Origin of the sequence: Suilimivivens sp., assembly GCF_037359455.1 — a bacterium.
Lineage (GTDB): Bacteria > Bacillota > Clostridia > Lachnospirales > Lachnospiraceae > Suilimivivens > Suilimivivens aceti.
On sequence record NZ_JAXXXI010000049.1, the window covers coordinates 1 to 19,306 of the forward strand.

17 protein-coding genes are annotated in these 19,306 nt (G+C 47.2%); 3 read left to right on the top strand and 14 right to left on the bottom strand.

The features are described from left to right. Positions 1-589 precede the first annotated feature (589 nt). On the top strand, positions 590-982 hold the full coding sequence (locus WJQ40_RS10150; protein ID WP_337539840.1) for a DUF5684 domain-containing protein: 393 nt from the start codon (positions 590-592) through the stop codon (positions 980-982). A gap of 151 nt (positions 983-1,133) precedes the next feature. Here WJQ40_RS10150 and WJQ40_RS10155 read toward each other — a convergent pair whose 3' ends face one another. The 6 genes from WJQ40_RS10155 to glnA form a co-directional block, all read right to left on the bottom strand. Continuing rightward, on the bottom strand, positions 1,134-2,348 hold the full coding sequence (locus tag WJQ40_RS10155; RefSeq protein ID WP_337403812.1) for an LL-diaminopimelate aminotransferase: 1,215 nt from the start codon (positions 2,346-2,348) through the stop codon (positions 1,134-1,136). 23 nt (positions 2,349-2,371) lie between these two features. Further along, positions 2,372-3,220, bottom strand: coding sequence for a diaminopimelate epimerase (gene dapF / locus WJQ40_RS10160; RefSeq protein ID WP_262575742.1), 849 nt, complete (start codon positions 3,218-3,220; stop codon positions 2,372-2,374). A 97-nt stretch (positions 3,221-3,317) separates the two neighbouring features. Continuing rightward, complete coding sequence (locus WJQ40_RS10165) at positions 3,318-5,030, bottom strand: Na/Pi cotransporter family protein (protein WP_337539843.1); 1,713 nt, start codon at positions 5,028-5,030, stop codon at positions 3,318-3,320. Positions 5,031-5,156: 126 nt separating this feature from the next. After that, the gene (locus WJQ40_RS10170) at positions 5,157-6,305 is read right to left on the bottom strand and encodes an aldo/keto reductase (RefSeq protein WP_337539857.1); all 1,149 of its coding nucleotides are present in this window, start codon (positions 6,303-6,305) and stop codon (positions 5,157-5,159) included. A gap of 70 nt (positions 6,306-6,375) precedes the next feature. Further along, on the bottom strand, positions 6,376-6,927 hold the full coding sequence (locus tag WJQ40_RS10175) for an ANTAR domain-containing protein (protein ID WP_118799237.1): 552 nt from the start codon (positions 6,925-6,927) through the stop codon (positions 6,376-6,378). 29 nt (positions 6,928-6,956) lie between these two features. After that, positions 6,957-8,291: a type I glutamate--ammonia ligase gene (gene glnA, locus WJQ40_RS10180; RefSeq protein ID WP_118799236.1), complete on the bottom strand. Its 1,335-nt coding sequence runs from the start codon at positions 8,289-8,291 to the stop codon at positions 6,957-6,959. Positions 8,292-8,448: 157 nt separating this feature from the next. Between glnA and WJQ40_RS10185 the strand changes: the two genes are divergently transcribed. After that, positions 8,449-8,931 carry a hypothetical protein gene (locus WJQ40_RS10185; protein WP_118799235.1) on the top strand — a complete coding sequence of 161 codons (483 nt, stop codon included), beginning with the start codon at positions 8,449-8,451 and terminating at the stop codon, positions 8,929-8,931. Between the two features lie 238 nt (positions 8,932-9,169). Here the strand turns inward: WJQ40_RS10185 and WJQ40_RS10190 are convergent, their stop codons facing one another. Genes WJQ40_RS10190 through WJQ40_RS10215 form a run of 6 tightly spaced genes read right to left on the bottom strand, consistent with a single transcriptional unit; the run spans position 9,170 to position 15,856 of the window. After that, positions 9,170-11,116 (bottom strand): NAD(+) synthase, encoded by a 1,947-nt coding sequence (locus tag WJQ40_RS10190; protein ID WP_337403826.1) that lies wholly within the window; start codon positions 11,114-11,116, stop codon positions 9,170-9,172. A gap of 10 nt (positions 11,117-11,126) precedes the next feature. Next, complete coding sequence (hslO, locus tag WJQ40_RS10195; RefSeq protein ID WP_337539864.1) at positions 11,127-12,005, bottom strand: Hsp33 family molecular chaperone HslO; 879 nt, start codon at positions 12,003-12,005, stop codon at positions 11,127-11,129. Next, positions 12,002-12,907 carry a methyltransferase domain-containing protein gene (locus tag WJQ40_RS10200; RefSeq protein ID WP_337539947.1) on the bottom strand — a complete coding sequence of 302 codons (906 nt, stop codon included), beginning with the start codon at positions 12,905-12,907 and terminating at the stop codon, positions 12,002-12,004. The genes hslO and WJQ40_RS10200 overlap by 4 nt, the downstream gene beginning before the upstream one ends. A 24-nt stretch (positions 12,908-12,931) precedes the next feature. Next, the gene (locus WJQ40_RS10205; protein WP_262575753.1) at positions 12,932-13,777 is read right to left on the bottom strand and encodes a DUF368 domain-containing protein; all 846 of its coding nucleotides are present in this window, start codon (positions 13,775-13,777) and stop codon (positions 12,932-12,934) included. Positions 13,778-13,791: 14 nt separating this feature from the next. Continuing rightward, entirely contained in the window at positions 13,792-14,847 is a 1,056-nt protein-coding gene (gene hisC, locus WJQ40_RS10210; RefSeq protein WP_118799230.1) for a histidinol-phosphate transaminase, read from the bottom strand. Position 14,848: 1 nt separating this feature from the next. Beyond that, positions 14,849-15,856, bottom strand: a complete 1,008-nt coding sequence (locus WJQ40_RS10215) for a glycosyltransferase family 2 protein (protein WP_337539869.1) — start codon at positions 15,854-15,856, stop codon at positions 14,849-14,851. A gap of 108 nt (positions 15,857-15,964) precedes the next feature. Here WJQ40_RS10215 and WJQ40_RS10220 point away from each other — a divergent pair, with 108 nt between their 5' ends. Continuing rightward, positions 15,965-17,788 (top strand): DUF6020 family protein, encoded by a 1,824-nt coding sequence (locus tag WJQ40_RS10220; RefSeq protein ID WP_337539872.1) that lies wholly within the window; start codon positions 15,965-15,967, stop codon positions 17,786-17,788. A 22-nt stretch (positions 17,789-17,810) separates the two neighbouring features. Here the strand turns inward: WJQ40_RS10220 and WJQ40_RS10225 are convergent, their stop codons facing one another. Beyond that, positions 17,811-18,533, bottom strand: coding sequence for an amino acid ABC transporter ATP-binding protein (locus WJQ40_RS10225; RefSeq protein ID WP_118799227.1), 723 nt, complete (start codon positions 18,531-18,533; stop codon positions 17,811-17,813). Further along, positions 18,520-19,221 carry an amino acid ABC transporter permease gene (locus tag WJQ40_RS10230; protein ID WP_118799243.1) on the bottom strand — a complete coding sequence of 234 codons (702 nt, stop codon included), beginning with the start codon at positions 19,219-19,221 and terminating at the stop codon, positions 18,520-18,522. Before WJQ40_RS10230 ends, WJQ40_RS10225 begins: the two co-directional genes overlap by 14 nt. Between the last annotated feature and the right edge of the window lie 85 nt (positions 19,222-19,306).

Here is a 19,306-nt window from a genome sequence, read left to right on the forward strand (position 1 = left end):
TTACTGTCAGTCTTAACATCCTTAACCTCCCTGTCTGCTGGTATCCTGCTTTGCTACTCCATGGATCCGGAGCCTCCAGCCAAGCCTCCCTGCTTTCTGTAACAATTTGTCAGTCATGCAACGTTTTATAATGAAATGTGTCATTATCTCAGCCAGACTGAAGGATATTTTTAAAGGAAAGTACAGATTTTCTACTGCAGATGCGGTGCGAAAGCAGCTTCTGTGAAAGGCACTCCGGTCAGAATCTGGCTGCCGGAATTTACTTTGGCAATAGAGGACTAAATAATTTTCAAAAATTTTTCAAGAATTTTTCATTTCATCTCTAAAGTTTCCTGCAAACCATCCGAAATAATAATCACAAAGCAAAGATGCAACATTTCATTATAAAATGTTGCATCTTTTCGTTTTACACTGTATTTCCCCTTGCATTCACCTTTATCACAGGAAAATCATCATGGAAAATCTCTGTCGAAAAAAGTAAAAAAAGTGCCAACTAATACCATTTATAAATTGACAAGCCATTTAATGTATTATAAGATAATCGAGGACATATAAATTTTTTATAAAACTTATGAAGGAGGATATTCTAATGGAAAGTTATGATGCAGCTTATGCAGCAGCCGCTTCTGGAGTTTCTGCAGTTTACGTCATCTTATCTCTGGCAATTTCTGTTCTTACTTTAGTTGCTATGTGGAAGCTTTTTGTAAAGGCTGGCAAGGCAGGCTGGAAGTGCCTGATTCCCTTTTACAACACATACTGTTTGTATGATATCGCATGGGGAAATGGATGGTTATTCCTGCTGATGTTTGTTCCCTGCGTGAACGTTGTTGTTGGAATCATGATGCTCTTCAAGTTAGCTAAGGCTTTCGGTCAGGGCACAGGATTTGGTTTCGGTTTATTATTCCTGAACACCATTTTCATTCTGATTCTTGGATTCGGCAGTGCAGAGTACGTTGGTCCCCAGGTTTCCTCTAAGAACTGACGCACTCAGGTAAGGAGAGCAGCTTGTCACACGGCAGGCTGCTTTTTTAATCTAAAAAATGCCCTGATATGCTTCCTTTGACCGAAAAATCCGGCAGGTACTTACATATCAGGGCAGTATATTCAAACTGTTTTCTTAAATTCCAGGCTTCTTACAGTGCCTTGATCCGGTTTACTGCTTCTACCGTATTCTCATAGCTTCCAAACGCAGTCAGTCTGAAGTAGGTCTCTCCGCTCGGTCCAAAGCCTGAACCGGGTGTTCCGACTACATTGGCATTCTCCAGCATATGATCAAAGAACTCCCAGCTTGTCATGCCGTTTGGTGCCTTCAGCCAGATATAAGGGGCATTTACACCACCGGACACCGTGTAGCCTGCTTCCTTAAGTCCATTCAGGATATAGGCTGCATTTTTCATATAATAAGCAACCTGCTCCTTCAGCTGTGCCTTTCCCTCCGGTGAGTATACTGCCTCGCCGGCACGCTGCACAATGTAGGGAGCACCGTTATACTTGGTGCCATGTCTTCTTGCCCAGAGGGAATGAAGGGATACATCTCCGCTCTTTAATTCCTTCGGGATCACAGTAAAGCCTAGCCTTACGCCGGTAAAGCCTGCATTCTTGGAAAAGGAACGAAGCTCAATGGCACAGGTTCTTGCACCTTCACATTCATAAATGGAATGCGGCACATCGGCCTCTGAAATATAGGCTTCATAGGCAGCATCATAAATGATAACTGCACCAGTCCTATTCGCATAATCAACCCATTCCTGAAGCTGAGCCTTCGTGATCGTGGAGCCTGTCGGATTATTGGGGAAGCAGAGATAAATGATATCCGGTGTTTCCTTTGGCAGCTCCGGTGCGAAATTATTGTCTGCTGTACAGGGCATATAAATAACATCACTCCAGGTTTCCCTGACCGGATCATAGGTTCCGGTCCTCCCCGCCATGACATTGGTATCCACATACACAGGATAAACCGGATCACATACGGCAATCCTGTTATCAAGGCCAAAGATTTCCTGAATATTACCTGAATCACACTTGGCACCATCTGACACGAAGATCTCATCCGCAGAGATCTGGCAGCCTCTTGCCTTGTAATCATTGTCTGCGATCGCATTTCTCAGGAATTCATAACCAAGGTCAGGTGCATAGCCTCTGAAGGTTTCTGCATGTCCCATCTCATCTACTGCCTTGTGCAGTGCCTCGATGATCGCCGGTACAAGGGGCTGGGTCACATCACCAATGCTGAGCCTGATCACCTTTTTATCCGGATGTGCTTCCTGATAGGCTCTCTGCTTCTTTCCTACTGTTGAGAAAAGATAGCTGCCCGGAAGCTTCAGGTAGTTTTCATTTACTTTAAACATGTATTCTGTCTCCTCCTGGATCTTTAGATTTCTATTTCACCTTCAAATACAGTCGTGGCAGGTCCTGTCATGTAAACACGGTTCTCTGCTTTATCCCACTGAATCTGTAAAGTACCACCTAATAGTTTAACAGTAACCGTGTCTTTCGTCAAACCATTTAAGCTGCAGGCAACCGCAGCCGCGCAGGCTCCGGTTCCGCAGGCCAGCGTCTCCCCGGTTCCTCTTTCCCATACTCTCATCTCTATCGTTTCCTCATCCAGTATCTTTACAAATTCGGCATTGACCCTCTTTGGAAATCTCGGATGCTTCTCAAGCCCAGGTCCAACCTGCTCCAGCGGAAAATCCTGCACATCCTCCACGAAAACAACTGCATGGGGATTTCCCATGGATACGCAGGTCATCCGGTAGGCTTTCCCCTCTATCTCTATGGGCTCTGCGATCACCTCTCCCTTTTCATCTTCAGCAAGCACAGGGATTTCACAGGCCTTCAGGATTGGTTCCCCCATGTTGACCTTTACAGTCGACACCCTGCCATTCTCCACATGAAGATCGAGATACTTGATCCTTCCCGCACTGATCACACTGATCTGCGTCTGATCCGTCAGTCCCTTATCATATACATATTTGGCCACACAGCGGATCCCGTTTCCGCACATTTCTGCACGGGTTCCGTCCATATTGTACATTTCCATTTCAAAATCTGCCTGATCAGAAGGGTTGATGAAGATCACGCCATCCCCGCCAATACCAAAATGTCTGTCGCTCAGACGTCTTACGAGCTCCGGCTTCTGCTCTGCCGGGATCCTTTCCCTGGCACCATCGATATAAATATAGTCATTTCCACAGCCATGCATTTTCGTAAATTTAAGCATAGAGAAACCCTCCTGTTCCTGTATTGTAAATTTTATTATATACCATACCCAATATGAAGGAAAATAATGTTTTCTGCTGGAGGGTTTGCAAAAAATGCTATTCTTTAGCTGTAAGCTCTTCCGGACTGCCTGTGGCATTGAAATAATTCAGATCCACCTTGTCAAGGGCTGCATCTGCGATATTCACACAGCAGTTGCCCATTCTGTCAATGGCATGGAGGATATCATTTAAGGGGCCTGTCATCTCTGTGGCACATTTTCCCTTACTGACCCTGTCCATATGTCCCTTCCTCATCTCAATATCAAGATCAAGCACCTTTTCCTTTTTCTTTCGGATCTTCCTGGCACTCTCTTCGTCTCCCGTAGTCAATACCTGCAATGCCACTCCATACATGTCTTCTATTACCTTAAGGCTTTTTTCCAGATCCTTCATGGCTTCCTTGGAATATTTCGTCTTCCTCCGATCTCTGTCCTCGATCGCCAGTGTCACATCCACGCACAGCTCTCCCATCCGTTCCACATCCCCAAGCAGATACATAACACCCGCTGTCTGTGCCGCCTGCTCTTCTGTCAGGACACCCGCAGAAAACAGACCGGACAGATACTCTGTGATCTTACCACCTAAGCCCTTCAGCCTTTCACGCTGCTCTATCCCGGCTGCCGGCTGTCCTTCTTCCTTCCTTCTTACCATGCCGGTTGTCAGATGAAGCTGTTCCCCCACAAGGAAAGCCAGATGGAGGATCTCCTTGGCTGCAAGCTGCAGTGCGGCTGCCGGCTGCGCCATCAGTCTGTCATCCAGATAAACCGGCTCCGCCGGATCTCCTTCTCCCTCCTTTTTGTCCGGTATCAGTCTCATGACAAGCTTCACCATAACGAACAAAAGTGGTGTCCAGATCAGAGTCATCACAATATTAAAGGTGGTATGTGCATTGGCGATCTGTCTGGAAATAACCTCTACCTCAGGTCCCTTTGGTGAGATCATCTGGATAAAGGCAGCAAAGGGTCGGATAAACCAGATAAACAGAAGGCATCCGCTGACATTGAAGATACAGTGCGCGGCCGCTGTCCTCTTGGCATTCCTTGGCTGTCCGATGCTGGCAAGCACTGCCGTGATCGTAGTTCCGATATTATCACCAAGCAGGATCGGGATCGCCCCTGTCAGACCGATCACACTGCTCACTCCGTCAGCTCCCGGCTGAATGGCAAAGTTCTGGAGAACGGCAATCGTCGCACTGCTGCTCTGTACTACCAGTGTCATGACCGTACCGGTCAGCACACCGAGCACCGGTATATCCGATACCTTGTCAAAAAGCTCTGTAAACACCGGGCTGTTTGCCAGCGGCTGCATCACACTTCCCATAGTATCTATGCCAAGGAAAAGCAGTCCAAAGGCAAAAATGGTAAGGCCGATATTTTTTATTCTCTCGGATCTGGAAAGAAAGGAAATCAGAAATCCCACAAAGATGATCAGAAAAATATAATCACTGATCTTAAATGCTATGATCTGTGCTGTCATCGTCGTTCCGATATTCGCACCAAAAATAATAGAGATCGCCTGTGGCAGCGTCATCAGGCCTGCGCTGACAAAGCCGATCGCCATGACTGTCGTAGCGCTGCTGCTCTGCAGTACTGCTGTTGTCAGTGCACCTGCCAGTACACCAAGCACCGGATTTTTCGTAAGCAGTGCCAGAACGGCCTTCATTTTTTCTCCCGCCGCCTTCTGCAGGCATTCACTCATCATGTTCATGCCATAGATAAAAACAGCAAGACCTCCAAACAACCCAAACAAAATCTGTACCGTGTTACTCATCTCTCTCCTCCAAACTAGATCATGTCTCTCAGAATGTAAAATCCATGTATCATCCAGTTTAGTATATCAGAGCTTTTCTCCGTTTGAGTCAAGTGGAGGTCAATTCTATGTAAAGTCTATGTAAAATCAGCCTTCAAACATTGCTGCAACCATTTTCAGATCCTCTGCAATGGGCAGATGCTGGGGACAGATCCGCTCACACTGCCTGCAGGACACACAGTCACTGGCCTTCCCGAAGGTCTTTGTCAGGTTTCTGTAGTACCCTCTATGGGAAATCCAGTCCTTGTCCCTTGTTTTCTGCATCTCTGCATTATAAAGTGAAAAATATTTCGGGATCGGAATATGCTTCGGACAGCCATCTGTACAGTAGGAGCACCCTGTACAGGGAATGGCAATATCCCTGTTAATGATGTCCACTGCCCTTCTGATGACCTGTTGTTCTTCATCGTCCAGAGGCTTAAAGTCCTCCATGTAGCTGATATTGTCGAGCAGCTGTTCCATGCTGCTCATGCCGCTGAGCACCAGCATGACATTGTCAAGTCCTGCCGCGAAACGGATCGCCCAGGAGGGTATACTCATGTCCGGATGCACAGTCTTCATTTCCTTTTCTACTTCTTCCGGTACCCTGGCAAGTGTCCCTCCCTTCACCGGCTCCATAACGATGACCGGCTTGCCATGCTTTCTGGCTACTTCATAGCATTTCCGGGACTGCACGCCTTCGCTGTCCCAGTCAATATAATTGATCTGAAGCTGTACGAATTCCATTTCCGGATGCTCTGTCAGTACCTTATCAAGAAACTCTGCATTGTCATGGAAGGAAAATCCCATATGGCGGATCAGACCCTGTTTCTTTTTCTCTGCGATCCAGGTAAAGCAGTCCAGCTCCTTATAGATCTCATAATGGTGGGCTCCCACATCATGGAGCAGATAGTAGTCAAAGTAATCTGCACCTGTCTTACGGAGCTGCTCCTGAAAGATCCTGTCCCGGTCCTCCTTTGTCTTAAGATATCCCGCATGCAGCTTGGTTGCCAGTGTATAAGTGCTTCTGTCATGACGTTTTACCAGTGCTTCCCTGACAGCCTCTTCACTTTTGAAGGCGCAGTACATCCACGCTGTATCAAAATAGGTAAAGCCTCTTTCTATAAAGGTGTCTACCATCTGCTTCATCTGCTCAAGGTCAATGCTTGCGGCATCACCCGGATTTAAAAGCGGCAGTCTCATCAGACCAAAGCCAAGCTTTTTACTTCCACTGTAAATACTGCTGAAATCTCCCATTATCTTTTCTCCTGTTTCTCTGCTTTCTTCTGTTCTTATATATTTTTGTCCTTAAACCCATATATCATGCTTATACCTGCATCATACTCAGCACCATCTGGGCAGTTTCTACCATATTCGTGCCACTGTCCATGCTGCATTTCTGGATGTATCTGTGAGCCTCCTCCTCTGACAGGTGATTCCGATCCATTAGAAGCTCCTTTGCCTGTCTGATCAGTGCTGTCTCCTCCGGGTTCCGTTCCTTCGGCTTCAGCCGCTGTCTGCGTTTCCGCCGTTCTGTTGCCTGGATCATCATATCAACTGTGCTGATCAGGTCATTTCCCTTCAGCGGCATTATCACCGAGACAATCCCTTCTTCTACAATACCACTTCCCAGGATATTCTGGGAAGCCATGAGCAGCATTTCAAACCCAAAGGGCAGATCCTCATGCAGCTGTGAATAAATCATATCTGCCAGTTTATAACCACATATGACGATTCCGTAATTCAGCCCATCCGCAAGTGCAAGTGCCTGCGCTCCAGTTGTGCATACGCCAGCTACCGGTATGCCGCTTCTGACTAACAGGTTCCGTATTCCCTGTGCAACCTCTGCCTTGGGAAGGGCAATGATCACGCTGGTCATAAGCACACCTCCTCTCGATCACAGCTTTCCTAGTACTGGTTTAAATACTGGCTGATCTCCCATTCTGTGACCTGTGCGGTATACTTTTCCCATTCCTCTTTTTTCGCCCTGATGTACTTATCTGCCATATGGACTCCAAGGACCTCCCTGATCAGTTCATCCTTCTCCAGCTCACTGACAGCCTCTCTTAAGGAAGCCGGCACTGCTTCAATGCCACGGCTCTTTCTTTCTTCCTCTGTCAGATCAAAGATATTGCAGTCCACACTTTCCGGCGGATCAATATGGTTCACGATACCATCAAGTCCAGCGCGCAGGCAGACTGCCAGCGCAAGATAGGGATTGGCTGACGGATCCGGGCAGCGCAGCTCGATCCTTGTATGCTCCCCTCTTGAAGAAGGGATCCTGATCAGCGGACTTCTGTTTGTTGCGCTCCACGCAATATAAACAGGCGCTTCATAGCCTGGCACAAGTCTCTTGTAGGAATTGACAAGGGGATTGGTGATCGCTGTCATTCCTTTCATATGCTTCATGATACCGCCGATAAACCAGTAGGCCTCCCTGCTGAGTCCGTTTTTATCAGAGGGATCTGAGAAAATGTTCTTTCCGTCCTTTGCAAGAGACATATTGATATGCATACCCGAGCCATTCACACCGAATTTAGGCTTTGGCATAAAGGTAGCGTGAAGACCATGACGCTTTGCGATCGTTTTGACGGCCAGCTTGAAGGTCATGATATTATCCGCAGCCGCCAGTGCTTCATCATACTGGAAATCAATCTCATGCTGCGCCGGTGCTATCTCATGATGGGAGGATTCTACGATAAATCCCATATCCTCCAGCGTCAGGACCATATCTCTTCTTGCATTCTCGCCAAGATCCAGAGGTCCCAAGTCAAAATAGCCTGCCTTTTCATGGGTAATGGTCGTTGGCAGTCCGTTTTCATCTGTATGAAAAAGGAAAAACTCACATTCCGGTCCGACCTCAAAGGTATACCCAAGCTCTGCTGCCTCCCTGACAGCCCTTTTCAGCACATATCTGGGATCCCCCTCAAAGGGCTCCCCTCCCGGTCTCTTCACATCGCAGATCAGTCTTGCTACCTTGCCCTGCTGTGGTCTCCATGGGAAAATAGCAAGCGTGTCCAGATCCGGATACAGGATCATGTCAGCCTCCTCGATTCTGGCAAAGCCTTCAATGGAAGAACCGTCGAACATGCAGCGGTTATCCAGAGCCTTTCCGAGCTGGCTGACTGTGATCGCCACATTCTTCATCTGTCCGAACATATCCGTAAACTGCAGCCTGATAAATTCCACATCCTCATCCTGTACCAGCTCCATAATATCTTCCTTTGTATAATGCTTATGCATGGTTCATTCCTCCCACCGTTCCTGATTCTCAATAAGTAAAAATATTCTAAAAAAATAATACCAACCGCACTTTTTATTTGTCAATAGGGGATGTTTCTGTAATAAAACCTTTCCCGCACTAATACTATAGTAAAAAGAGAAAAACCGGTGAAAATCCATGAGCTCCAAGACAAAGATCGTTGTACTGCATCTGAAAGAATTAATATATACAGGTATTTTTGTTGTCCTTGGCATCCTGTTCCTGATCCTGATGATCGTCATGTTCCTGCCAAAGACTGCAGCAAAGGAAACATCCGCTTCAGCAAATACCGCTGCCTATGTTCCCGGTGTCTATACTACCTCACTGATCATCAATGATAATGTTGTGGATGTAGAGGTCACGGTTGATGAGAACAATATCAATGATATCCAGATCGTCAATCTGGACGAAGCCGTTACGACCATGTTCCCCCTGATCGAGCCTGTCTTTGATGATCTGGCAGAGAAAATACTGAAAACCCAGTCCCTGGAAAATATTACCTATGCCGATGATAATAAATATACCTCCACCGTGCTTTTAAATGCGATTAAAGCTTCCCTGCAGAAAGCCTCTCCTTCACCGTCTGCCTCTGAGGATCCTGCCGGCTCCGGCAGCAGGTGACAGGGTATCTGTACAGATCAGAGAGAGCGGCCATATTCCCTTTACAGCCGCTCCCTGTCCTGACCTGTTATTTTCATTCTCTTTCCAGCACCTTCTTGAAAAGCTGCACTCTGTTATTTACCTGCAGCTTTCTGTAAACACTGTTTTCAGGATTTTTCATACCCTTTCCCCCTGTCTTTCAAATAAAGAAAAGAAGCAGTCTCCACATAAGGATACTGCTTCTTTGCAATCACTGATATCATAATATATCATTTTCTTTTATTTTGCAAGTCTGCTGAAGCTTCTCCACCTCGGCAAGCCAGCAGGCTGCACTGGCATCAGAGGGCATCCGCAGATCTCCTCTTGGTGAAAGTGCCACGCTTCCGACCTTTGGACCGTCCGGCAGGCAGGAGCGCTTGAACTGCTGCGCAAAAAATCTCCGGTAAAAGGTCTTTAACCACTTCAGGATCACTTCGTCCTCATAGACACCTGTAAAGGTCTTCCTGGCGATCCGGTAGATCTTTTCCGGTTCAAAGCCGCACCTCAGCATATAATATAGGAAGAAATCATGAAGCTCATAGGGTCCTACCAGATCTTCCGTCTTCTGGGAGATCTTTCCCTCAACGGGAGGCAGGAGTTCCGGGCTGACCGGTGTATCCAGCACGTCCCGGAGAACTGCCGACAGGGTTTCATTTTCACAGGTATCTGCATAATAAGCCACCAGATGTCTCACCAGTGTCTTTGGCACACCGGCATTCACACCGTACATGGACATGTGATCTCCATTGTAGGTTGCCCATCCAAGCGCAAGCTCCGACATATCTCCGGTTCCGATCACAAGTGCATTCTCCCTGTTGGCAATATCCATCAGGATCTGGGTTCTCTCCCGTGCCTGTCCGTTTTCATAAGTAACGTTATGGTTCTCCATATCCTGCCTGATATCCCTGAAATGGATCGTGACTGCTTCCTTGATATCGATCTCCTCCAGTGTGGCTCCAAGCGTTTTTGTCAGCTTACAGGCATTATCATAGGTTCTGTCTGTGGTGCCAAAGCACGGCATGGTCACTGCATAAATATTTCCCCTGGGAAGCCCCAGCATATCAAATGCCCTTACGGTCACAAGCAATGCCAGTGTGGAGTCCAGGCCACCGGAAATACCAATGACTGCCTTCTGACAGCCGGTATGGGCAAAACGCTTTTTCAGTCCCATGGACTGGATCATAAGGATCTCATTGCAGCGTTCTTCCCTTTCCTTCCTGTCTGACGGAACAAAGGGCTGTCGTGCAAAGCTTCTTGTCAGTCTTGTTTCTTCTATTTTTAGCCAAAAGCCCACGGTCAGATAATCACTGCTTTTCTCCAAAGCAAAGGTATTCATCCGGCGGCGTTCCATGGAAAGCCTGTGGATATCAATATCTCCATAGATTATTTCATTCTGAAACCTTCTGCTTTCTGCCAGCACGGTTCCATTTTCTGTGATCAGGTCATGTCCCCCGAAGACAAGATCCTGTGTCGATTCTCCCTCCCCTGCACTGGCATAAATATAACCGGCAAGGAACCTTGCGCTCTCTGATCTCACAAGCAGTCTTCTATAAGCCTCTTTTCCAATGGTTTCATTGGATGCCGAAAGATTGACTATTACAGTCGCACCAGCCAGTGCCGCCGATTGACCTGGCGAAGCAGGCACCCACATATCTTCACAGATTTCACATCCTATCGTAAACCCACCGATATTTTCCGCAGTCAGGAGAATATGCGTTCCAAACGGAACCTGCTTTTCAAACAGTTCTACAAAAACAGGCGTTTCATTCCCCCTTTGAAAATGTCTTGTTTCATAGAACTCTCCATAAGAGGGGATCCATGTTTTTGGGATCAGTGCCAGCACCTCACCGTCATGAAGAGCTGCTGCCACATTATACAGCTTCCCATCCTTTTCCAGCGGCAGTCCCACAAAAGCAATGCAGTTCTTCCCTCTGGTAAATCCGGCAATTTTCTGCAGCTGTTCTTTGCATGCCACAAGCAGTGTTTCCTGCAGGAACAGGTCATGACAGGTATAACCGGAAATACAAAGCTCCGGAAAAACAAGGAGCACTGCTCCTTCCTTCTCAGCCTCCTCTATCTTCTGACAGATCACCTGACTGTTATAAACCGGGTCTGCCACCTTCAGATCCGGTGTAATGGCTGCCGCCTTGATAAATCCATGCTTCATATGACCACCCTTATCTTGCTGCCTTCAGCATTTCTTTGAGCTCTTCTACAGAAAAGTGATAGGAATTTCCACAGAACTGACAGTTTACCTCAATGGCTTCCCCATCATTTATCATTTCTTCGATATCCTTCTTACCAATACTGATGATCGCACGCTCCATACGTTCTCTGCTGCAGCTGCATTCATACCGGCACGGCACCTTCTCTGTGATCACTGGATCCAATCCCGCAAGCAGCTGCTGCAGCATTTCTTCCGGTGTTTTTCCTTCATCCAGTACAGTTGTGACTGTAGAAAAAGCAGCCAGGTTTTTTTCCAGTGCTCCGATCACTTCTTCTCCGGCAAAGGGCATCAGCTGGATGATAAAGCCACCCGCCTGCTTCACTGTATTGTTCTTCTCCATCAGAACACCCAGTCCTACACTGGAAGGCACCTGTTCGGAGGCTGCGAAGTAATAGGTCAGGTCATCAGCGATCTCACCGGTCTGCAGGGCAGTCTGCCCCACATAAGGCTCCTTCAGTCCCATGTCCTTGATCACACGCAGTGTTCCCCTTCCTACTGCACCGCCTACGTCCAGCTTTCCTGCAGCATTCTTTGGCAGCATCACCTGTGGCTCGACTGCATATCCCTTGACTGTCCCGTTGCTTCCCGCAGTAACCGTCATGCCCCGTACCGGTCCATCTCCGCTGACCTGCAGAGTCAAAAGGTCATCTTCTCCCTTTAGCATCGTTCCCATCATCACCCCGCCTGTCAGCAGCCTTCCGAGGGCTGCCGTGATCACCGGACTGGTATCGTGGATCTGTCTTGCTTTTTCCACAAGCTCCTTCGTTGTTGCCGCAAAGGCTCTGATACCTGCATCAGCGGCCGTCGCCCTGATTATATAATCACTCATCCGTTTTCTCCTGTATTACATTCTTTCGCGGCTTTCCGCCCTTTTCCTGCCACCACATAGATCCGTTCGCTGTCTTCTGTAGGTTCCCTGTGGGTTTCCGCATCCATTACAAGGATCAGGGAAAGTCCGCTGTTTTCCACAAAGCTCTTCATTTCTTCCAGGGTATATCCCCTCTGGTAATGGGTCTCCTGAAATCTGCGGAAGGATTCCCTGTTTTTCTTCTCCCTTGCAAAGATCGTCAGGTCATACTCATTGATGTGCTCTTCCTCATGATAGTAGTTTTCCCAGATAAAGCTGCAGTCATCCCGGTTTTCAGCGATCGTGGTATCCCCGATCACTGTTTCATATTTATAAAGCGTATTAAAATCAAAAATGAAGATCCCTCCCGGATACAGATAATTCTCAACCAACGAAAACGTATCTGCCACATCCTCATCCTCAAGCAGATAGTTTATACTGTCGCAGACACTGACCACGGTTCCCACAGTACTGTACAGGTCAAGATCCCTCATATCCTGACAGAGATACAGGATTCTGCTTCCGTTTTTTTCCTTTTTGTCCATGGCAAGCTGCAGCATTTCTTCCGAGCTGTCTACACCGATCATGTCAAAGCCCTTCTGTGAAAGGAGCTCCGTCAGTGTGCCTGTGCCACAGCCAAGATCCAGCACCAGATTTTTCTCTTCCTCAAGGGCTTCCCTGAGGGAGGGATCTGCACCGGATCCCTGCTCTGTGCCGGTGCTTTCTGCTGTTCCTGCCGCGCAGCCTGCCTCTCCGGCTGACTGCACCGGTCTTGAAATCCCATATTTCCCGATCAGCCCTGCCAGAAAATCCGCCCACTCTTCATAGGGTGTATCATCCATAAAGGTATCATATACTTCTGCAAACCCCGTATAGGCTTCCATTTCTTCCATTTCTGTTCTCCAGTTTTATTCTCCAAGCTTCATGGCAACCACGAATCCGACAGCGAAGGTAACAAGACTTGTGATCACAGAAAGAACAGTGATCACACCAAGCTCTGAGGCCATCAGGATCGCAATGGGTGATGCCAGGATCAGTCCGATAATCGCATAGTATGCATAGACCGGAAACTTCTCAAAAATAATCTCAATCACCTTGGCAATGGCGAAAATACCGACAATAACGCCGATCCCCATCGGGATCATGATGCCACAGCAGCGCAGGATTTCCTGCATATTGAAATGTACCAGTGCCTCTACGAATTCCTTAATAGTTGCCACAATGGGATTATAATAGCCCATGACCAGAAGCATCATGGAACCGCTGACCCCGGGGATCACCATAGTTGCAGATGCAATAACGCCAACGCCGAACAGCTTCAGTACATTTACAAGGCCAAAGCTTAGATCGGCCGCCTTGCCTTCTGTATCACCCAGCATGGCCATTCCGATCACGATGGCAAAGAAGATCAGGAACACGATCCCGTGTCCGATCCTGATCCTGCTGCCCTTTACCTTCCTGAACATAAGCGGCAGTCCGCCAACGATGAGTCCAATAAACAGTCCGTTCGTCTGCAGCGGGAAATGCTCAAATGCCGGAGTGATCACAAATGACAGTCCTGCCAGTGCCACGATCATACCAAGTATGATCGGCAGTACGAAGCGGATGCTTTCCTTGAATTCCCTGAACAGATGTGTCAGGCAGTGGATCAGCTTGTCATAAATACCCATGGAAACCGCAAGGGTTCCTCCACTGACACCTGGGATGATATTGGCAAGTCCCATTACCATTCCCTTTAAAAAATTCTTAAACATAGATTACTTCCTCCTTAGTTGTTCAGATAGCTTCTTAAAAATTCCAGGAAACGATCCATCTGTTCATCTGTACCGATAGTGATACGCAGACGGTTGCTGATCCTGTCCTTATTCCAGTATCTGACATATATGTCATTTTCTTTCAGTGCCCGGAACAGCTCTCCCGCCGGTACATTTTCATGGCCGGCAAACAGAAAATTGCTCATGGAATCTGTAAAAAAAAAGCCTAGCTTCTTCATTTCCTTTTTCACACGCTCTCTGGTTGCTATGATCTTGCCTGTTGTTTCTTTAAAATACGCATCATCCTTTACTGCTGCCGTCCCCATTTCGATAGACGGCAGGTTCATCGTATAGGAATTGAAGGAAAATTTTGCATCCTTCAGATATCTGATCAGCTTCTCATTTCCCATGGCATAGCCGATTCTCATACCGGCCATGGCTCTTGACTTGGAAAAGGTCTGCACAACCAGAAGATTTTCATATTTATCGATCAGGGGGAGGACGCTTTCCCCTCCAAAATCAATATAGGCTTCGTCAATGATCACGACCACATCCTGATTGGCTCTTATGATCTCCTCAATCATGGAAACCTCCTCAAGGACACCTGTCGGCGCGTTGGGATTCGGGAAAATGATACCACCATTTGGTACCAGATAATCCTCCTTCCTGATATGGAAGTCCTCTGTCAGAGGGCATGTCTTATAGGGGATCCTGTACAGATCTGCCCAGACATCATAAAAGGAATAGGTGATATCAGGGAACAGCACCGGAAGACTGCCGTTAAAAAAGGTAAGGAAGGCCATGGAAAGTACATCGTCACTTCCCACACCCACAAACACCTGCGAGGGCTTTACCTGATAATACTCTGCAAGGGCATCTACCAGCTTTTCTGCATTCATATCCGGATACAACCGGAGTTTTTCATAGTCGATCTTTCCTTCTGCCTCTTTTACCAGAGGAGACGGGGGATATGGACATTCATTGGTATTGAGTTTGATGACACCGGGATTCTTTGGCTGTTCCCCTGCCACATAAGGTTCTACCTTTCTGATATTCTGTTCAAAGCCCATGTTATTCTTCCTCCTGCGCTTCTTTTCTATATTGATCTGCAAGCTCCTGATTTCCAAGCCTTTCATAGCATTCTGCCAGCTTTTCCAGTGGGAATTGCTTCTGCATACGGATATTGAGGATCGCCCCCGTCTCATGGCAGGCATTATAATACCAGATAACAGCCTCTGTCAGAAGTCCCGCCTGTTCATAGTAATTTCCCAGTTCACAGCATACCTCACTGACACCCTCGCTGGCAATATCCTTCATGGCATACCGGTACATTTTCAGGTAATCTCCCCGGAGCCTTGCCGCCCTTACGATCACACAGACTGCTTCCTTTAAATGATAAAGCTCCAGCTCCCCGCTGTCTGCTCTTTCTGTAAAATAATCCTCAGAAAGCAGAAGATCCTCTTCTGTTCCCGACAGATACAGCTCCCTGGCATACATGGAAAGAAGCCTGTCACTGATCGTCCCCTTCTCTGTCAGTCTCCGGAAAGCGGCAAGATCTCTCTCTGCATGGCTTTCGTGGGGCTTATGGGTGATCTCAATATCGCTGTCATAGATCACCGGCATAGTACGCACAATTTCATGGATCGGATCCTCATACTGAAATGTCCGAAGCCTTTTAAAAAGCTTGGGACGCAGTTCCCTGTCAAAGTTGTAAACTGTTCCAAAGGAAAGCAGATTGCCGTAATACATCTGCACGATCTCAATCTCAGGAAGCAGATTTTCCTTCAGCAGACGGAATTTCTCATGGTTTTCCTCATCCAGAACCTCATCAGCATCTGCGCTATAGATATAATCACAGCCTGCCATGGAAAAAGCAAAGTTTCTGGCCGCCGAAAAATCATCGATCCAGGCAAAGTCGTAGATCCTGTCCGTATACCTGGCTGCGATCTCCTTTGTCCGGTCTGCAGAGCCGGTATCTACAATAATGATCTCATCCATCAGATCCTGGACAGTATCAAGGCACCTTGCCAGATGCTTCTCTTCATTTTTTACAATCATACAAAGGCTGATCGTTGGCATATTGTTTTCCTTTTGTTGGTTGACAGTTCACCCTCTTTTTTCTATGATAGGAAAGAGGATAATCAATTTAGTATAGCATAAAATTCCGCAAGAGAACAGGAGTTATTCATGAAGGTCAGCAGAAATGTAAGATTACTTATTCATATACTGGAAAGCTTCCTTACCACATGGGCGCTGATGAAGGCTGCCAGGCTGGAGCCCGGCAATATTCTGACCAGTGTTTTCTTTTTACTTTCTTTCTTCCTATACAGGCGGATCCACCACCGGATCAAGGATATGCCCTTCATGAGATCTCTGCCTGCCGCACGGAATGCACTGATCCTTTCCCTGATGTTTTCTCTGATGTATATGCTGGTGGATGGGCACCACTATATCGAGCAGCTTACAAGCCGGCTCTACCAGGGTATCATCCTGCTTTCTGTATTTGCCGGCTTTACCATTCTTTTTTACGAGCTGCTGCTGTTCCTCTATTCGTATTCCTGCAACCGGAAAATGCTGCATTATTATCTGTTTGAAAACGACCATACCGGCAGACTCTTTTCCTGCCGTTTTCCACGTTTAACCAGGGCAGTCAATTTTCTTCAGGAGCTGTACCGCAGAAAAACCGGTCTTTGCAGCTTCTTCCTTTGTCTGCTCTGCTGGCTTCCCTATTTTCTTTATCAGTATCCAGGTATCATGACACCAGACAGCATCAATCAGTATGAGCAGATCCTGGGACTTGTCCCTTACAGCAATCACCATCCACTTGCGCACACCCTGACCATAAAATTTTTCTACCGGATTGGCCTTCTCTTTACAAATAACAAAGTGATCGCTATCTCTTTTTATACTTTTGCGCAGATGTGCTTCCTCGCTTTTGCGGCAGCCTATCTGATCCGCACACTGAAGCAGTTTAGGGTACGTTCCCTGATCCTGTTTCTCATCACACTCTTTTATGCCCTTGTTCCCTATCATGCTGTCTTTTCCGTAACAATCTGGAAGGATATCCCCTTTGCAGGAGCTGTGCTTATCTTCAGCTGCTGCCTGCTCCGCATCTCCAGACAGATCACAATAAGGGAGCTTGTCACATTCACGCTTTCCGGGCTGATGCTCTGCCTGTTCCGTTCCAACGGCTGGTATGGCTTTTTATTCGCCCTTCCCTTCCTTCTGATCTATTACAGGAAAAAGGCACTGAAGCTCTATCCCTGTCTGGCAGTTATCGTATTGACCTCAGCAGTCATCAAATATCCCGTTATGAATGCTGCCCATGTGATCCAGCCGGATTTCATTGAATCCTGCTCCATACCTGCCCAGCAGATTGCTGCCGTGATCTGCAATGACAGAGAGATCGCCCCGGAGGAGCTTGACCTGATCGAGCATGTGGTAGACCTGACATATATCAAGGAGCTTTACAATCCTACCTATGCCGACAATATCAAAGAGCTGGTACGTGCCGGAGACCAGAGTTATCTGACGAGCCATAAGTCAGAATTTCTGAGCCTGTACCTGCGTCTTTTCGCTGCTTATCCCGGTGATTATATTCAGGCTTATGTCAATCAGACCTATGGCTACTGGTATCCCGATTCCTTCTATCTGGTAGCAGAAGCGGAAGGTGTCAGTGCCACCCAGTTTGGTGTCTCCCATACACCGCTGATCGGCGGTCCCTTCGTCGTAAAAGGAAAGGAGATTGCTATCAAAATGGGCAGCATGGTTCCCATCTACAGTCTCCTCTGGAGTATGGGTGTCATCTTCTGGGCTATGCTCTTTTCTATCAGCAATGCCTTTGTAAGAAAAGAAAAAGCAAAGCTTGTCTATTACCTGCCAAGCTTTGCCCTCTATCTCACGGTCATGATCGCCACTCCCGTTGCCACCGAATTCCGCTATGTTTATTTCATGGTATTTTCACTGCCATTCTATCTGATGACTGCTGTACTGGAAATGTCAGAGCATTAAGGAAATCCTTCTGCAGTGCTGTTTACAGTACCTTGGACAGGAACTCCTTCAGGCGGTCACACTGGGGATTTGCGAAAAATTCTGCCGGTGTGTTCTCCTCCATGATCCTGCCTTCATCCATAAACAATACCTTCGTACCTACTTCTCTGGCAAATCCCATCTCATGGGTAACAACTACCATGGTCATACCCGTTTCTGCCAGCTCCTTCATAACAGCCAGAACCTCTCCTACCATCTCGGGATCCAGTGCTGATGTAGGTTCATCGAACAACATCACTCTTGGATTCATGGCAAGAGACCGCACGATAGCAATCCTCTGCTTCTGTCCACCGGAAAGCTGGCTCGGATAAGCGTCTGCCTTTTCCTTAAGTCCTACTCTGTCAAGCAGCGTAAGAGCCTTCTCTGAAGCCTCTTCCTTACTCATCAGCTTCAGCTTCACTGGCGCCAGTGTGATATTATCCATAATGGTATGGTTATTGAACAGATTGAAGTTCTGGAATACCATTCCCATATGCTGTCTGATCCTGTCAATATTTACCTTTTCATCGGTAATGAGCTGTCCGTCAAACCAGATCTCACCGCTTGTCGGTGTTTCAAGAAGGTTCAGGCAGCGGAGAAAGGTGCTCTTACCGGAACCGGAGGGTCCTACGATAACAATCTTTTCTCCCTGGTGGACATGATAGCTCACCCCTTTTAATACATGGTTATTTTCAAATGTTTTATGCAGATCCTTAACGATTATCACTCTTACGCAGCCTCCTCTCCAGCTTATCCAACAGAATAGTCAGTATCTTAATGACAGTAAAGTAGATCACTGCTGCACCGATCAGCGGCATAAATGCTTCATAGGTTCTTGATGTGATCTGGTTGGCTGCCCTTGTCAGGTCAGTCAGGCTCACATAACCTACGATCGCTGTTTCCTTCAGCAGGACAATAAATTCATTACCGATCGGGGGAAGCACATTTTTGATTGCCTGGGGGATTACAATGTAGATCATGGTCTGTGCCTTGGAAAGCCCAAGGCTTCTTCCTGCCTCTGTCTGTCCCTTGTCCACGGCAAGGATTCCTGCACGGACAATTTCTGAAACATAGGCTCCACTGTTGATTCCAAAGGAAAGGCTGGCCACCAGTACACCGTTCTGTGAATTCTTCATGACGATGAACCACATGATCAGAAGCTGTAATACTGACGGGGTTCCCCTGATAACATCCACATAGATACCGGCGATCCTCGCCCAGATCGTCTTTTTGCCGTTCCGCTTCTGTGACAGACGCATCAAGGCTACCACTGTACCGATCACCATACCCAGAATTGCTGCAAACAGAGCAATTTCCAGTGTAACACCGAGTCCCTTAAAATAGAGTTTCCATCTGTCGCCCTCCACGAACGCAAGGACAAATTTCTTTCCCACTGAATCAAACCATTCCTGCATATGTTCTCCCTCAATCATACCTTTCTGACTGAAAGAGGATAGCATAGAATGCTATCCTCTTTGATCATCCTTATTTCCTATATTG